Annotated in this window: 13 protein-coding genes; 5 read left to right on the top strand and 8 right to left on the bottom strand. The window is 70.8% G+C overall.

The features are described 5' to 3' along the window. Positions 1 to 22: 22 nt before the first annotated feature. On the top strand, positions 23 to 280 hold the full coding sequence (locus tag QC385_RS44415; protein ID WP_443033107.1) for a hydantoinase/oxoprolinase N-terminal domain-containing protein: 258 nt from the start codon (positions 23 to 25) through the stop codon (positions 278 to 280). Next, positions 261 to 866 carry a GTP-binding protein gene (locus QC385_RS40255; RefSeq protein ID WP_086561343.1) on the top strand — a complete coding sequence of 202 codons (606 nt, stop codon included), beginning with the start codon at positions 261 to 263 and terminating at the stop codon, positions 864 to 866. Before QC385_RS44415 ends, QC385_RS40255 begins: the two co-directional genes overlap by 20 nt. A gap of 117 nt (positions 867 to 983) precedes the next feature. Here QC385_RS40255 and glpK read toward each other — a convergent pair whose 3' ends face one another. The 5 genes from glpK to QC385_RS40230 all read right to left on the bottom strand — a co-directional run bounded on the left by glpK (position 984) and on the right by QC385_RS40230 (position 7,476). Further along, complete coding sequence (gene glpK, locus QC385_RS40250) at positions 984 to 2,504, bottom strand: glycerol kinase GlpK (protein WP_279546374.1); 1,521 nt, start codon at positions 2,502 to 2,504, stop codon at positions 984 to 986. Positions 2,505 to 2,523: 19 nt separating this feature from the next. Continuing rightward, positions 2,524 to 3,318, bottom strand: a complete 795-nt coding sequence (locus QC385_RS40245; RefSeq protein ID WP_279546373.1) for an MIP/aquaporin family protein — start codon at positions 3,316 to 3,318, stop codon at positions 2,524 to 2,526. A 702-nt stretch (positions 3,319 to 4,020) separates the two neighbouring features. Then, entirely contained in the window at positions 4,021 to 5,676 is a 1,656-nt protein-coding gene (locus tag QC385_RS40240) for a GGDEF domain-containing protein (RefSeq protein WP_279546372.1), read from the bottom strand. Between the two features lie 187 nt (positions 5,677 to 5,863). Next, positions 5,864 to 7,054 (bottom strand): lipid-transfer protein, encoded by a 1,191-nt coding sequence (locus tag QC385_RS40235; protein WP_279546421.1) that lies wholly within the window; start codon positions 7,052 to 7,054, stop codon positions 5,864 to 5,866. Then, positions 7,051 to 7,476 carry a Zn-ribbon domain-containing OB-fold protein gene (locus tag QC385_RS40230; protein WP_279546420.1) on the bottom strand — a complete coding sequence of 142 codons (426 nt, stop codon included), beginning with the start codon at positions 7,474 to 7,476 and terminating at the stop codon, positions 7,051 to 7,053. The genes QC385_RS40235 and QC385_RS40230 overlap by 4 nt, the downstream gene beginning before the upstream one ends. Before the next feature lie 203 nt (positions 7,477 to 7,679). On the opposite strand from QC385_RS40230, the gene QC385_RS40225 reads away from it, so the two are divergent. Continuing rightward, positions 7,680 to 8,216, top strand: a complete 537-nt coding sequence (locus QC385_RS40225; protein WP_150479695.1) for an NUDIX domain-containing protein — start codon at positions 7,680 to 7,682, stop codon at positions 8,214 to 8,216. Positions 8,217 to 8,218: 2 nt separating this feature from the next. On the opposite strand, the gene QC385_RS40220 is transcribed toward QC385_RS40225, so the two are convergent. Further along, the gene (locus QC385_RS40220) at positions 8,219 to 10,585 is read right to left on the bottom strand and encodes a glycoside hydrolase family 31 protein (RefSeq protein ID WP_279546371.1); all 2,367 of its coding nucleotides are present in this window, start codon (positions 10,583 to 10,585) and stop codon (positions 8,219 to 8,221) included. 212 nt (positions 10,586 to 10,797) lie between these two features. Between QC385_RS40220 and QC385_RS40215 the strand changes: the two genes are divergently transcribed. After that, a complete protein-coding gene (locus QC385_RS40215) occupies positions 10,798 to 12,765 on the top strand; it encodes an acetoacetate--CoA ligase (RefSeq protein ID WP_279546369.1) in 1,968 nt (655 codons plus the stop codon). 128 nt (positions 12,766 to 12,893) lie between these two features. Further along, complete coding sequence (locus tag QC385_RS40210; protein WP_279546368.1) at positions 12,894 to 13,784, top strand: hypothetical protein; 891 nt, start codon at positions 12,894 to 12,896, stop codon at positions 13,782 to 13,784. Positions 13,785 to 13,853: 69 nt separating this feature from the next. Here QC385_RS40210 and ptsP read toward each other — a convergent pair whose 3' ends face one another. Then, positions 13,854 to 15,524 (bottom strand): phosphoenolpyruvate--protein phosphotransferase, encoded by a 1,671-nt coding sequence (gene ptsP / locus QC385_RS40205; protein WP_279546367.1) that lies wholly within the window; start codon positions 15,522 to 15,524, stop codon positions 13,854 to 13,856. 78 nt (positions 15,525 to 15,602) lie between these two features. Continuing rightward, entirely contained in the window at positions 15,603 to 16,052 is a 450-nt protein-coding gene (locus QC385_RS40200) for a PTS sugar transporter subunit IIA (RefSeq protein ID WP_086850436.1), read from the bottom strand. Positions 16,053 to 16,619: the final 567 nt, after the last annotated feature.

The following is a 16,619-nucleotide window of genomic DNA, read 5'->3' as shown; positions in this document are numbered from 1 at the left end:
AGCGCGGAAGCGGGGTACTGACGTGACTGGCCGGCAGTTCCGGGTCGACCGAGGCGGCACCTTCACCGACGTCGTCGCGCGTCGCCCGGACGCCCGGCTGCTCACGCACAAGCTGCTGTCGGACAGCCCGGCCCGCCACGCCGACGCGGCCGTCGAGGGCGTCCGCACCCTGCTGGGTGACGTACTCGTCATCGAAACCCCAGGCGGCGGAGGCTACGGCCCGCCGTCGCCCGACCCCCATCAAGCAGGAGAAGAGATCGATGATCTTCGGGCGTTCTGAGCGCGGCAAGCCTCCGGTCGAGCCCGTCACGCTCAAGATCCTGGTGGCCGGCGGCTTCGGCGTGGGCAAGACCACGCTCGTCGGCGCGGTCAGCGAGATCCGGCCGCTGCGCACCGAGGAACTGCTCACCGAGGCCGGGCGCCCGGTCGACGACACCAGCGGTGTGGAAGGCAAGCACACCACGACCGTGGCCATGGACTTCGGCCGCATCACGCTCCGCGAGGACCTGGTGCTGTACCTCTTCGGCACGCCCGGCCAGGAGCGGTTCTGGTTCATGTGGGACGAGCTCTCGGAGGGCGCGCTGGGTGCCGTCGTGCTGGCCGACACCCGCCGCCTGGAGGACTCCTTCGCCGCCGTCGACTACTTCGAACGGCGCTCGATACCGTTCCTCGTCGGCGTCAACTGCTTCGAGGGCGCCCCGCGTTACCCGGTCGAGGACGTCCGCCAGGCCCTCGACCTCGACGACGGCGTACCGCTCATGATGTGCGACGCCCGCGACCGCGAGTCGGTCAAGGAAGCACTCATCGGCGTCGTCCAGCACGCCATGGCGTACGCGGCCGACCGCCGCCAGACGGTGACCACCTGACGCTCGGCCGAGCCTCAGGGCGCGGACCGTACCCCCGCCGACAGGGGTACGGTCCGCAGTCCGGAAACGCCGCGCCCACGCACGCGTGGGCGCGGATGACGCCCCACGCGCGCGTGGCTAGCTGTCGTCGTCCTCCTCCCAGCCGAAGCTCTTCTCCACGGCCTTGCGCCAGTTGTGGTGCTCGCGGTCCCGCACCGATGCCTCCATGGACGGCGTCCACTCGACGTCCTTCTGCCAGTGCGCCTTGAGCTCGTCCAGGTCGTTCCACACACCGGTGGCCAGACCGGCCGCGTACGCCGCGCCCAGACAGGTCGTCTCGGAGACCTTGGGCCGTACCACCGGCACGTCGAGCACGTCCGCCTGGTGCTGCATGAGCAGGTTGTTCTTCGTCATGCCGCCGTCGACCTTCAGGGTGGTGATGTGCACCCCGGAGTCCTGGTACATGGCGTCCACGACCTCGCGCGTCTGCCAGCTCGTCGCCTCCAGCACCGCGCGCGCGAGGTGCGCCTTCGTGACGTACCGGGTCAGCCCGGTGACCACGCCACGCGCGTCGGAGCGCCAGTACGGCGCGAACAGGCCCGAGAACGCCGGCACGATGTACGCCCCGCCGTTGTCCTCCACGCTCGCGGCCAGTGGCTCGATCTCGTCGGCGGTACGGATGATGCCGAGCTGGTCGCGGAACCACTGGACCAGCGCGCCCGTTATGGCTATCGACCCCTCCAGGCAGTAGACCGGCGCCTCGGTCCCGATCTTGTACCCCATGGTCGTCAGCAGACCGCTCTTCGACGACACCGGGCGGTTGCCGGTGTTGAGCAGCAGGAAGCTTCCCGTGCCGTACGTGTTCTTCGCCGTGCCGACGTCGTAGCAGGCCTGGCCGAACACGGCCGCCTGCTGGTCGCCCAGCGCGGAGGCGACGGGTACGCCGGCGAGCTGGCCGAGGGCGGTGCCGTACACCTCGGCGGAGGACTTGATCTCGGGCAGCATCGCCTCGGGGATGTTCATCGCTGAGAGGATCGAGGAGTCCCACTGGAGGGTCTCCAGGTTCATCAGCATGGTGCGCCCGGCGTTGGTCACGTCGGTGACGTGCTGCCCGCCGTCCGTGCCGCCGGTGAGATTCCAGATCAGCCAGGAGTCCATCGTGCCGAAGGCGATCTCACCGCGTTCGGCCCTGGCCCGGAGATCGGGCACGTTGTCGAGCAGCCAGGCCGCCTTCGGTCCGGAGAAGTAGGTGGCCAGCGGCAGACCCGTCTGCTCGCGGAAACGGTCCTGCCCTTCCGAGCCGCCCAGCTGGTTGCACAGCGCCGCCGTCCGCGTGTCCTGCCACACGATGGCGTTGTGCACCGGCTTCCCCGTCGCGCGATCCCACAGGAGGGTCGTCTCGCGCTGGTTGGTGATTCCCATCGCGCTCAGCTGGTCGGCGCGTAGTCCGGCCTTGGCGAGTGCCCCGGCGACCACGGCCTGCACCTTGGACCAGATCTCGGTGGCGTCGTGCTCCACCCACCCGGGCTTCGGGAAGATCTGACGGTGCTCGCGCTGGTCCACGGCGACGATGGCGCCGTCCTGGTTGAAGACGATGCAGCGGCTGGAGGTGGTGCCCTGGTCGATTGCGGCGACGTACTTCTCGGAGTTGTCCGTCATGGCTACCCCTTGGGCTGGTTCAGAAGGCTGCGTTGTAGATGAGGCCACCCAGCACTCCGCCGATCAGCGGTCCGACGACCGGGATCCACGAGTAGCCCCAGTCGGACGCTCCCTTGTTCGGAATCGGCAGGACGGAGTGGATGATGCGCGGGCCGAGGTCACGCGCCGGGTTGATGGCATAGCCCGTGGGGCCACCCAGGGACAGGCCGATGCCGACGACCAGGAGCGCCACCAGGAGGATCGCGATGCCGGACCCGTAGATGCCCTCGGCGCCTGGGACCAGCCCGATGCCGATGCCCTCGACGTGCCTGTTGTTACCGACCAGGGCGAGGAGGGGCAGCACGAGGGCGATGGTGGCGAGGATCTCCGTGACCAGGTTGGCCACCGGGTTCCGGATCTCGGGGATCGTGGAGAAGATGCCCAGCGTCGGAACCGGTTCGTCCAGCGTGCCCTCCGTGGTGCCCGTCTGCCGCACGTTGGCCTGGAACTGGGCGAAGTACACGAGGTAGGCCAGGACGGCACCGATCATGGCGCCTGCCATCTGCCCCAGCACGTAGATCCAGACCTTGTCCCACACGCCGGTGTCGACGGCGATGCCGAAGGTGACGGCCGGGTTCAGGTGCCCTCCGGAGAGGGGAGCGGCGGTGTACGCGCCGGCCAGCACGCCGAAGCCCCAGCCGAACGCGATCACCACCCACCCGGCGGCCCGGGCTTTGGAGAACCTGAGGGTGACGGCGGCGCACACACCGGCGCCGAACAGGATCAGGATCGCCGTACCGATCATCTCGCCGAAGAAGATGTCTACGTTGCTCATGGCGGCTCCTAGGCCAGGCCCGGGGACGATCCGCCCCGGTCCTCACGTGCAGGGTGCGTTTCCCATGGCTACTTCAGCCGGAGGCAGGAGATCCCGCGCCCCGCCCGGCATCCGTGACGAGCGTGCCGTCGCAGCCGAATCGCCCGTGAGGGAAAGGACCTTGGCGCAGGCGCGCCCGCGCGCCGCAGTGCCGGATACGCCGAGTATGTACGGCGATGTCGACTGACACCGGAAGTGTTCACCGGCACCCAGGGGGCGTCAAGGTCGCCGACCGCAACGGTTGACGGCCATGTGACGTCGGCCGGGTCTGCCGGGCCGGGTGGCCGGTTGCACGGCCCTGGCGGCGCCCGGTCGGGTCGTTGTTCAGATCTGGTCGGGGCCTGCGCGGGCCTCGGTGAGCCGCGCGAGCCTTGCTGGTGGTGTCGTCCGGCCTCCGCTGGACTCCGCCGTGGGCGAGCGCCCAGCGCATCTGACTCCTCGCTTGTTAGCCACCAGCATCCACCTGACCTGGCGGTCTCTCAACCGGACGGGTGGCGCCCCGGTCCTGGCCCCGTACAGGGCCTGCCGGGCCGGCCTGCAGCGGTGCCCGGGCGCCCGCCTCCGACAGCGCCACAAGCCCCGTCGGCGCCCGTATGGACGCTGCCCCTGCCCGCCCACCCCCCGGACGGTCTCAGCCCGCCCCAGGAGCCCTGTACGTCGCTCTCATCCCCCACCCGGCTCCGCCACCACCCCACACGGCGCCGGGGCCGGCGTCGCCTCGGCCCCGCGGCGGGTCTCGTGCCCGGGCATGCCCGCTCGGCCCAGCACCCAACTGGCTCCGTGCAACGCCTTCGCCGCCTTCTTGAGTGGCGCCAGGAAGGCCGCCGCCTGCCGGTGGTCGCTCACGCTGCCCGGCGCGCATACCACCGTGGCGAGCGACAGGGTGACCGGCCGACCGCCCGCCGACCACGGGGCGTCCAGCACGGAGGCGGCCAGCGGATCGAGGCCCTCCGGTTCGGCGAGCACCAGGAAGTCGTCGCCCCCGATATGGCCGACGCGGGTGCCGTCCGTCGCGGCCTGCTGCAACGCACGCCCCACCGCCCGGATCAGCTCGTCGCCCGCCGCGAACCCGGCCCCGTCGTTGACCTGCTTGAAGTGGTCGACGTCCAGCCAGCTCAGGGCGAACACCCGCCCGGACGCGATCCGCCGGTCAACCTCAACGGTGATCGCGTCCGAGCCGGGCAGACGCGTCAGCGGATTGAGTCCCGCCGCCTCCTCCACCCGCGTCTCGGCCAGTGCGCGCACGAGATCCGCGAGCCGTACGACGCCCACGCACCGCCCGTACTCGTCCACGACGGCGACATCGTCCGACGTACGGTCCCGTCCGCCGACCGCCACGACGTCCAGCACCTCCCAGGCGGTGGCGTCGACGCCCACCGTCCGCGGTGGGTCACCGAGCTTGGCCGCGGGCCGGTCGGCGTACAGGGCGTGCCCGTAGCGCCCCGACATCGACAGCAGGAAGCGGGACCGGTGCACCGACCGGACCGGCACTCCGGCGGTGTCCACGAGCAGCACCCCGGACACGTCCGGTGACCCGGTCAGCAGCGCCCGCACCTGCCCCGCGGACGCCGTGGCGGGCAGCAGCGCGGCGGGTCGCACGAACTCCCGTACCGACGGCCCGGACCGCGGCACGGCCACATCACCGGGGGAGCGGGGCGGCACGTAGACGTCCGCGGCGGGCAGCCGGGCGGGCGGGGCGAACAGTTCGCCCTGCGCCAGCTGTGCCCCGGCCGCCACCGCCGCCGCGCACTGCCCCTCGGTTTCCACGCCCTCGACGGCCAGGAGGGCCCCCAACTCGTCGCACAGCGTCCGCATCGACCGCACCACCGCCGGCCGCGCCAGCAGCGACGCGTCCAGCTTCACCAGGTCTGGCGTGACGTCCGAGAGGAGCCGCAAGGGCACGTCCCCGTCCCCGACACCGTCCGCGCAGATCCGGAAGCCCTGCCCGCGCAGCCTGGACACCGCCTCCAGCAGGGCCCGCTGCGGCACGTGTGTGTACGGCGGGCAGACGTCGATCGTCACCTCCCACGGAAGCCGCCCCGCCTCGCGCACGGCGTCGTGCAGCGAAGGCAGCCCGCCGAGGTCGGCGAGGGTGCCGGCGAACACGTTGACGAACAGCGGCAGCAGGGTCTCCTTGCGCACCGCCGCCCGGACCGCCGACACCGCCAGCCGGCTGTCGAGCTCGGGGTCCCGGCGGGCCTCCGCCAGGATGTCGCCGGTCTCCGGGCGGGCGAGTATCTCCAGTCCAGCGACCGTGCCGGTCGTAAGATTGACCACCGGTTGGAAGGCGAAGCGGAGAGTGTCCGTCCAGGAGTGCACGGGAGCATGATGAACTCCGCGGGCGCATGCCCAAGCGCAGTTCATGAGACGTTCACGCAGGATTCCTAAGCGGTCACACAGCGTATGCAGAGGCCGACCGCGCCCGCGCCGCCACGGATCCGTACCTGTCCTGGCACCGTCTCGTGCCATGTCCGGCACGGCTCCCTGCCGCGTCCGACACCTCGGCTCAGCGCACCGCGATCACAGCCGACCCATGCCCGAACAACCCCTGGTTCGCACTGATGCCCACGCGGGCTTCCGCGACCTGCCGGTCACCTGCCTCGCCCCGCAGCTGCCAGGCCAGCTCACACACCTGGGCTATCGCCTGCGCGGGAACCGCCTCGCCGAAGGAGGCCAGCCCACCACTGGCGTTCACCGGTATTCGCCCGCCCAGGGCCGTAGCCCCGTCCCGCAGCAGCTTCACGCCCTCGCCCTCACCGCACAGCCCCAGGTCCTCGTACCACTGCAACTCGAGCGCCGTGGACAGGTCGTAGACCTCGGCCAGCGACAGGTCCTCCGGCCCGGCTCCCGCCTCCTCGTAGGCCGCTCGGGCGATGGACACCCGGAACGTCTCAGCGGGCGGATCGACCGCCACCGCGGAGTCCGTGGCGATGTCCGGCAGGTCCAGAACCGTGTTCGGGTATCGCGGCGTCACCGTCGACACGGCCCGGATCCGCACCGGATCCGCATGCCCGTGCCGCCGCGCGAACTCCAGACTGGAGAGCACCAGCGCCGCGCCGCCGTCGGAGGTCGCGCAGATGTCCAGCAGCCGCAGCGGATCGGCGACGACGGCGGAGGCGGCGACCTCCTCGGCGGTGACCCGCTTCCGGTAGCGCGCGTTGGGGTTCAGCGCTCCCATCGCCGCGTTCTTCACCTTCACCCGTGCGAAGTCGTCCGGGGTGTCGCCGTGCACGGCCATGCGCCTGCGGGCGTAGAGCCCGAAGTACACGGGGTTGGTCGCCCCGAGGACCCGGAACCGCAGCCAGTCGGGATCGCCGGCCCGGTCCCCGCCCGCAGGACGGAAGAATCCCTTGGGAGCGGCGTCGGCTCCCACCACGAGCACCACATCGGCGAGCCCGGAGAGGATCTGGGCCCGCGCGGCGTCCACGGCCTGGGCCCCGGACGCGCACGCCGCGTACACGCTCGTGACCCGGGCCCCTTGCCATCCCAGTGCTTTCGCGAACGTCGCTCCGGCGACATATCCGGGATAGCCGCCACGGACCGTGTCCGCGCCGACGACCGAGCCGATGTCCCGCCAGTCCAGCCCGGCGTCGGTGAGCGCCGCGCGGGCGGCCGCGACGCCGTACTCGACGAAGTTCCGACCCCACTTGCCCCAGGGGTGCATGCCCACGCCCAGCACCGCCACCTCGCCCATCACGCCTTCACCCCCGTCGGCCGCCAGTGCCACGTCGTCCAGGTCGTTTCCGCGTCCTCATGGAGCACGCCGGGCACGACCTCCACCTCCATGCCCACCGTCAGATCCTCGACGGTGACCCCGGGAGCCGCTTGTCCCAGCACCACGATCCGCTCGGCCTCCAGCTCCACAGCGATCAACGCGTACGGCTCCCACGAGAGTTCCGGATCGCTCACATAGGGTGACGGCGGCCGATACCGGCTGTCCGTGTACGACCAGACGCGGCCACGCCGCGACAGCGGGATCTCCGCCAACTCCCCGCCCCCGCAAACCGGGTTGCGGCAGTGATGGTCCTCACGGGGGAAGAAGACCGCGGCGCACGCCGCGCAACGCGTGCCGAGCAGCCGGAAACCGTCCCCCTCCCCGGCGAACCACCCCGCCACCACAGGCGTTCGTGTACGCGACACACTGCCTCCCCGCAGACCGGATCTGACGGAACGTCAGAAGTCTGCCACGGCCCTCCGGATTTGGGCATCCCTCCCCGGTGGGACCTACAACTTCGTCGGCGAACGCATCGACGGCTGCGCACAGCCGATCTGCGTCTCACCCGGCCGAGACGCCCTCTCCGTGATCGGCTACAGTCCGCCGCGTGTCCGAAACTCAGCACTCCAGTTCCAACCCCGCGCCGAACTCCCACTGTTCGAGCTGCGGCGCGCCCTACGGAGAGGGCGTCTCCGGCTGGCCCCGCACCTGCCCGGCGTGCGGCAGCGTGGCCTACCGCAATCCGCTCCCGGTCGCGGTGGCCCTCCAGCCCGTGTACGACACCAAGGGCACCGCCCTGGTCGTCATCACCCGAACCGTCGCTCCCGCGCGCGGGGGCACGGCCCTGCCCGGCGGCTACATCGACGACCGGGAGGACTGGCGGCACGCCGTCGTACGCGAACTCAAGGAGGAAACCGGCATCGACGCGGCCGGCCGCGACGTACGTCTCGTCGACGCCATGAGCTCGCCCGACGGACACCTGCTGCTGTTCGGTCTCCTCCCGGAACGCCCTGTCGAGGGCCTGCCGCCCTCCGCCACCACGGACGAGACGGAGGGCTGGCACCTCCTGCGCAGGGCGGAGGAACTCGCCTTCCCCCTGCACACCGTGGCCGTACGGGCCTGGTTCGAGGGCCGCTACATCTGAGCTCAGCGCTCCCCGGCCCCGCGGACGCGCACCGGGTGGGACGGCTCGCCCCCGCCGTCCTCACCCTCCCGCTCGACGACCACACGCGAGCCCATCCACCGAGCGGTGTAGCGCTCGATCTCCGGCTCGTCCCACCCCTCGCCCCCGTCCGGCACGACCAGTCCGCCCCCGGTCCGTCCCCGGGCGGGCGCCCACACCTCCAGCTCCAGCCCGCCGTCCTCCCCGCGCACGGGGAGCACCGCACCCGCGCGTGCGAACACCGGGATCCGCGACACAGGCGCGTCGACGAGCACCTGCGCCGGCCCCTCGTACGCCTGCTCCGTCACCGTGTCGTACCAGCGCCCACGCGGCAGCTGCACGGCCCGCCGGTCGGCGCCCGGGTCGAGCACCGGCGCCACCAGCAGGCTGTCGCCCAGCAGAAAGGCGTCCCCGCAGTCACGCAGCGCCCGCTCCTCCGGCGCCGCCCACCACAGAGGCCGCACATAGGGCGCTCCCGTACGCCGCGCCAGATGCGCCAGCGTCACGAAGTACGGCAGCAGCCGACGGCGTTCGACGAGCGCCACGCGCGCGTGCTCCAGCACCTCGGCACCGAACTCCCACGGCTCCCTGCGCCCCGCCCGCAGACTCGCGTGCGTACGGAACAGCGGCAGGTACGCGCCCAGCTGGAACCACCGCAGATACAGCTCGGGGGAGGGATCCCCGTCGAAGCCTCCGATGTCCGGCCCCGAGTACGGAACGCCGCACAGCCCGAGCCCCATCACCAGTGCCAGGGAAGCCCGCAGTCCCGGCCAGCCGGTGGCGACGTCCCCCGACCAGGTCCCGCCGTAGCGCTGCATGCCGGCCCACCCGGAGCGGGAGAACAGGAACGGCCTCTCCTCGGGCGCGAGTCTCCGCAACCCCTCGAAGCCCGCCCTGGCCATGCACAGCGCGTACACGTTGTGCGCCTCACGGTGGTCACCGCCCCGCCCCTCCAAGGAGTGCCGCGCCGAACGCGGCAGCGTCGACTCCCCGAAGGCGGCGAATGACGTGGGCTCGTTCATGTCGTGCCAGAACCCCGAGAACCCCTGCGCGAGCCGCTCCTCATAGAGGCCGCCCCACCAGTCACGCACGTGCGCGTGCGTGAAATCGGGAAACACCGCCTCCCCGGGCCACACGACACCCTGCACGACCTGCCCCGAGGCGTCCCTCACGAAGGCGTCCCCGGCCGTCCCACCGTCGTACACGGCATTGCCGGGCAGGGCCTTCACGCCCGGATCGACGATCGACACCAGCCGGATGCCGTCCCGCCGGAGTTCCTCGGCCAGAACGGGCAGCTTCGGGAAGCGGTCCTGGTCGACGGTGAACACCTGATGCTCGTCGAGATGGTCGATGTCCAGGTGCACGGCGTCGAGCGGCAGACCGTGCTCCAGGTAACCCGCGACGATCCGCCGCACCTCCTGCTCGCTGCCGAACCCCCACCGCGCGTGGTGATGCCCGAGCGCCCACGCGGGCGGCAGGGCGGGCGCGCCGGTGAGCGAAGCCCAGGCGAGCAGCACGCGCGCGGGGGTGCCCACCATCACCCAGCACCGCAGGGGACCGCCGTCCATCCGCAACTCGCTCGTCCCGGCCCGGTCGTGCCCGGAACCCTCACCCTCCTCGCCCTCCAGGAGCGTCACCGTGCCGTCCCACGAACTGTCGTGGAACACCAGATGCGTACCGCCGTCGGACACCACCATCTGCACCGGCATCGTGATGTACAGCGGGTCGTCACCGGGCGCGAAGGCGTAACCGGGGTCGGTGTTCCACAGGCGGTACCTCCCATCCGGCAACCGAGGACCCGAAGCACGACCACCGAGCCCGAAGAACCGCGCGTCGGCGGCCACCTCCGACCGCTGCATCCACCGCGCCGGGCCGCCGCCGACCGGCTCCCACCACCGCGGCGGCAGATCACGGCGCAGAGTCACGCCACCGGGGGTGCGCACCTCCACCGCGCCATGCCGCGACACGACGACCGTCACCCGCTCGGCCACCACCCGCCAGCCGCCGTCCTTGTCCGGCTCCAGCACCGCCCGGGGATCGGCTTCCGGACACCGGCCCGCCAGCGCGTACGACGGCTCGGGCTCCGCCCCGTCCCAGCCCCAGAAGACGGCTCCGTTCACGGCGACCAGAATGCGTAGCTCCGACCGGCTGAACCGGACGACACCGCCCCCCGGCCCCGGCTCCACCTCCTGCACGGCCCCGGGCACCCGCGCACGCTCCGCCCCTCGGGCCGGCAGCCCGGTGGCGTCGGCCCGTCGCCTGCGCCACGCTGCTCGTACGGTACGCACACCCTGCGCCGCGCCCACCGAACCCACCGCTTTCACCGAACGCACCAGGTCACGACCGTTCATGCTGCTCACCCTGCCATTGACCGCCCCAAACGGGCGTGTCGTTCAACTGCCGTTCACCCGTGCCACGACCACATCTTCACGACACGGACTATGTGGGGCGCACCCTGGTGTCGAAGTCGATCACATGGCATTGTCCGTGCCAGCCGCGTCACGCGCACACCCCAGCCCGTGCGCGGAGGACGCACACGACGCGCACAGTCCGGGAGCCGACCATGTCGACCGCTAGTCCTCAGCCGCTATGGCAGCCAGACCCCGAGCGCATCGCCCGGGCACGGATCACGAGGTTCCAGGCCTGGGCAGCCGAGCACCACGGCGCCCCCGCCGAGGGCGGTTACGCGGCCCTCCAGCGCTGGTCCGTCGACGAGCTGGACACCTTCTGGAAAGCCGTCACGGAGTGGTTCGACGTCCGCTTCTCGACGCCCTACGCGCGCGTGCTCGGCGACCGTTCGATGCCGGGCGCCCAGTGGTTCCCCGGGGCGACCCTCAACTACGCCGAACACGCCCTCCGCGCGGCCGGCACCCGCGCTGACGAACCGGCCCTCCTGTACGTCGACGAGACGCACGAACCGAGCCCCGTCACCTGGGCCGAGCTACGCCGCCAGGTCGGCTCCCTGGCGGCCGAACTGCGCGCCCTCGGCGTCCGCCCCGGAGACCGAGTCAGCGGCTATCTCCCCAACGTCCCGCAGGCCGTAATCGCCCTCCTCGCCACAGCCGCCGTGGGCGCCGTCTGGACGTCCTGCGCGCCCGATTTCGGCGCCCGCAGCGTCCTCGACCGCTTCCAGCAGGTCGAACCCGTCCTGCTGTTCACGGTCGACGGCTACCGCTACGGCGGCAAGGAGCACGACCGGCGCGAGGTCGTCGCCGAACTACGGCGCGAACTGCCCACCCTGCGCGCCGTCGTCCACATCCCCCTCCTCGGCACCGAGGCACCCGAGGGCGCCCTGGACTGGTCGGCCCTCACCGCCGCCGACACGGACCCCGTCTTCGAGCAGGTGCCCTTCGACCACCCCCTGTGGGTGCTCTACTCCTCCGGCACGACCGGCCTGCCCAAGGCCATCGTCCAGTCCCAGGGCGGCATCCTGGTCGAGCACCTCAAGCAACTCGGCCTGCACTGCGACCTGGGCCCCGAGGACCGCTTCTTCTGGTACACGTCGACCGGCTGGATGATGTGGAACTTCCTCGTCTCCGGCCTGCTCACCGGCACCACGATCGTCCTCTACGACGGCAGCCCCGGCTACCCGGACACCGGCGCACAGTGGCGCATCGCCGAACGCACCGCGGCCACCCTCTACGGAACGTCGGCCGCCTACGTCATGGCCTGCCGCAAGGCGGGCGTACACCCGTCCCGCGACTTCGACCTCTCCTCCGTCCAGTGCGTCGCCACCACGGGCTCGCCCCTGCCCCCCGACGGCTTCCGCTGGCTCCACGACGAGGTGCGCGACAACCTGTGGATCGCCTCCGTCAGCGGCGGCACGGACGTGTGCTCCTGCTTCGCCGGGGCCGTACCGACCCTCCCGGTCCACGTCGGCGAACTCCAGGCCCCCTGCCTCGGCACCGACCTCCAGTCCTGGGACCCGGACGGCACCCCCCTGGTCGACGAGGTCGGCGAGCTCGTGGTCACCAACCCCATGCCGTCGATGCCCATCCACTTCTGGAACGACCCCGACGGCAGCCGCTACCACGACAGCTATTTCGACACGTACCCCGGCGTATGGCGGCACGGCGACTGGATCACCGTCACCTCCCGTGGATCCGTCGTCATCCACGGCCGCTCCGACTCCACGCTCAACCGCCAGGGCGTGCGCATGGGATCCGCCGACATCTACGAGGCCGTGGAACGCCTCCCCGAGATCAGGGAATCCCTCGTCATCGGCATCGAACAGCCCGACGGCGGCTACTGGATGCCCCTCTTCGTGCACCTGGCCCCCGGGGCCGTCCTCGACGAGACCCTGCTGAACCGCATCAAGCAGACCATCCGCGAACAGCTGTCACCGCGCCACGTCCCCGACGAGATCATCGAAGTACCCGGCGTCCCCCACACCCTGACCGGCAAACGCATCGAGGTCCCGGTGAAACGCCTCCTCCAGGGCACCCCGCTGGAGAAGGCGGTCAACCCGGGCTCCATCGACAACCTCGACCTGCTGAGCTTCTACGAGGACCTGGCCCGCAAACGCGCCTGACCGGCACCACCCTCGGACTCACCGGAGACGACGGTGAGTCCGAGGGTGCGAACCCCCTGCCCAGCCCCCGTTGTCAGTGCCGCCGATTACTGTGAGTGAGCATTGATCGACCGTGCACAGGGGGAACAATGACGCACACCGACAGCCGGACCATGCGACGGGTCCTTCACCGCGAAATCGCCGGCACCTTCGGCCTGCTCACCGACGAGCACGACTTCCGGGCCATGCGGCGCTACCGCAGCTTCACCTTCGACGACCACGCGGCCTACCTCAAGCACGTGGAAGGCCTCCTCAGGACGCGGGCGCTACAAGGCAGCCACACCACGGTGGCCCTCTTCGATCCCGAGGAGTACGCCGAGTTCTGCACACAAAAGGGCCTCGACCCCGACAACCCGTCGAGCCGCACACGCTTCACGGCACGACTCGCGGTCACAGGCCCGACCCTTCCGTACGAGGGCCAGCCTCTGGCCGACCTCCTCCCGGCCCTCGTCGACGAGGCCGTGCGACAGGCCACCTGGGAGTACGCGGCCACACTGCTCGCTCGTCTGGGCGCCTGCACCTCATGCGGCGAGGACATCGGTCGCGCCGCCTTCGCCCGGGCCTCGGACCTTCTCGTCCGCATCCTCGACACGGCTCCGTCCGGCAACCGGCATCTCGTATGCAGCGTCACCGGACCACCCGAGACCCTCGTCGCCGCCTTCCACGTCGCCGACACCGGCGGCCCCGTCGAACTGGACGAGGCCGAAGCCCTCGAGTTCACCACAGTCCTGGCCCTCGGCCTGGCCACCGAAAGCCCCGGAGGACTCGTCATCCGCGCCAGCGCCCCGGGCAGCCCCGACCGCGTCTACGGCTGGCGCCTGCGCGCCTACGGACTCGACCCCCTCACCGCGGGCGAGGTCTTCGACGCCTACTGCACCGACGTCGAGTCCGGCGACCTGATCTCCCCCGAATCCAACGTCGATTACTGCGAGCCGCCCGATCTGGGAGACGAAAATCCCGCACAGGGACACCACCACTGAAAAGCGGGCGGGGCGCCCCACGTCAGTGGAGCGCCCCGCCCGGGCAGCCATCGGCAGGCCATGCCCGGCTCACTCGCCCGACAACACCGCCTGCGCCGCACTGCGCGCGTCCTCGGCGGTGTCCGAGGCCCGAGCCGCCGCAGCGGCCCGCTCACACTGCGCCAGCGTGTACTTCGCCAGCGCGGCCCGGACATAGGGGATCGACGCCGCGCCCATCGAAAGAGAGGTGACGCCCAGACCAGCCAGCACACACGCCAGCAGCGGGTCGGACGCGGCCTCACCACAGACGCCACAGCTCTTGCCCTCGGCCTTCGCCGCCTCGGCGGACAGCGCCACCAGGTCGAGCAGCGCGGGCTGCCACGGGTCCTGCAGACGGGAGACCGCACCCACCTGCCGGTCGGCGGCGAAGGTGTACTGAGCCAGGTCGTTCGTCCCCAGCGACAGGAACTCGACCTCCTGGAGAATCGAGCGCGCCCGCAGCGCCGCCGACGGGATCTCGACCATCGCACCGAACTTCGCCCGCAGCCCGGCTTCCCGGCACGCGTCCGCGAAGGCCCGGGCGTCGGTGCGGTCCGCGACCATCGGGGCCATGACCTCGAGGTAGACCGGCAGCCCTTCCGCGGCCTTGGCCAGCGCCGTCAGCTGGGTGCGCAAGACCTCCGGGTGATCCAGCAGCGTCCGCAGACCGCGCACGCCGAGCGCCGGGTTCGGCTCGTCGGCCGGCGTCAGGAAGTCGAGCGGCTTGTCCGCGCCGGCGTCCAGCACCCGCACCACGACGCGTCCCTCGGGGAACGCCTCAAGCACCTGCCGGTACGCCGCGACCTGCTTCTCCTCGGACGGGGCCTGCTTGCTGTCGTCCAGGAAGAGGAACTCCGTACGGAAGAGACCGACACCCTCGGCACCGGCCTCGACCGCTGCCGCCACATCCGCAGGGCCGCCTACGTTCGCGAGCAGCGGCACCTTGTGACCGTCCGCGGTGGCACCCGGACCCGTCGAGGCCGCCAGCGCCGCCCTGCGCTCGGCGGCCGCGGCCTCGAGCTGAGCCTTCTTCTCATCGCTCGGGTCCACGAAGATCTCGCCGGTGCTGCCGTCGACGGCGATCATCGTGCCTTCGGCGAGCTCACCGGCACCCGGCAGCGCGACCACGGCCGGCACCCCGAGCGCCCGTGCCAGGATCGCGCTGTGGCTGGTCGGGCCGCCCTCCTCGGTGACGAAGCCGAGCACCAGAGTCGGGTCCAGCAGCGCGGTGTCGGCAGGCGCGAGGTCACGGGCGACCAGAACATAGGGCTCGTCGCTGTCGGGCACACCCGGCATCGGCACCCCCAGCAGACGGGCGACGATACGGTTCCGCACGTCGTCGAGGTCGGCCACGCGACCGGCGAGGTACTCACCGGCACCCGCGAGCAGCTCGCGGTACGCGGCGAACGCGTCGTACACCCCGCGTTCGGCCGTGCTGCCGACAGCGATCCGCCGCTCCACATCTGCTATCAGCTCGGGGTCCTGGGCCATCATGGCCTGCGCCTCGAGCACCGCCTGGGCTTCACCTCCCGCCAGGTTGCCCCGTGCCATCAGGTCGGCCGCCACAGCCTCCACGGCCTTGCGGGCGCGCCCCTGTTCACGCTCCGCCTCCTCCGCAGGGATCTGCTTCGCAGGCGGCTCCAGCACCGCCGTTCCCATGTGCCGAACCTCGCCGATAGCCACACCGTGGCTCACGCCGACGCCTCGCAGCGTTGTGTCCATCTCACCCGTCTCCGATAGTGCGGCGGATCCAGCCGCCGTGTTGGTTCTCCTGCTGGCCGCCGTACGACGGCCCTGACGTCACTTCCAGAGGAAGAGACTGTCACCGGCCTTCACATCGCCGTCGTCACGAAGATCGGAGAGCGCTTCGGCCGTGGCCTCCAGCGCCACGACCGGGCAGACCGCGGACTTGCCGGCGGCCTCCACGGCAGCCGGGTTCCAGCGCACGATGCCCTGACCGCGCCTGACGGTGTCACCCTTGTTCACGAGCAGCTCGAAACCCTCGCCATTGAGCTGCACGGTGTCGATGCCGAGGTGGGTGAGCACGCCGTGTCCGTTCTCGTCGACGACGACGAACGCGTGCGGGTGCAGGGAGACGATGACGCCGTCCACGGGCGAGACGGCCTCGGAAGGCTCACGTACGGGGTCGATCGCTGTGCCCGGGCCGACCATGGCCCCGGAGAAGACCGGATCCGGCACGGCTGCCAGTCCGATGGCGCGTCCTGCGAGTGGGGACGTCACGGTGGTCATGGGAAGCCTCCCAGGGGTGGAGATCGATATGGGCCGTCCCTGTCGGTACCGGGACGGCACACTGCTCAGCAGGGTATGTCACCTGAAGTGCCGGTTCCGCGTGAGCACTGCAGAGTGGTCTAGACCATACCGTAAATCGATTTGCACCCGTTCCGCGGCCGCGTGTACAGTCGTACTCCTGCCTGGGGCTGAGCGACGCAACCTCGTGTCCTCGCCTGGCGGCACCCAACTTGTCAGATCCTATCTCGGGGTCACTTTCTGCATGCCTGCAGGACGGTGGTCAGGGAGACGGAAAAACCCTGGTAGAGTTGGGGACAACGAAGGGAAGCGCCCGGAGGAAAGCCCGAGAGGGTGAGTACAAAGGAAGCGACCGTTCCTTGAGAACTCAACAGCGTGCCAAAAGTCAACGCCAGATATGTTGATACCCCGTCTCCAGCATAAGCTGGGGCGAGGTTCCTTTGAAAAAACACAGCGAGGACGCTGTGAACGGTCGGGCTTATTCCGCCTGACTGTTCCGCTCTCGTGGTGTCGACCGGATTACCGGTAAACATTCACGGAGAGTTTGAT

Origin of the sequence: Streptomyces sp. DH10 (assembly GCF_029813805.1) — a bacterium.
In the GTDB taxonomy this organism is placed as follows: Bacteria; Actinomycetota; Actinomycetes; order Streptomycetales; family Streptomycetaceae; genus Streptomyces; species Streptomyces coeruleofuscus.
The sequence above is the reverse complement of the archived record's forward strand: the minus strand, read 5'-3'. Positions and strand labels throughout refer to the sequence as shown.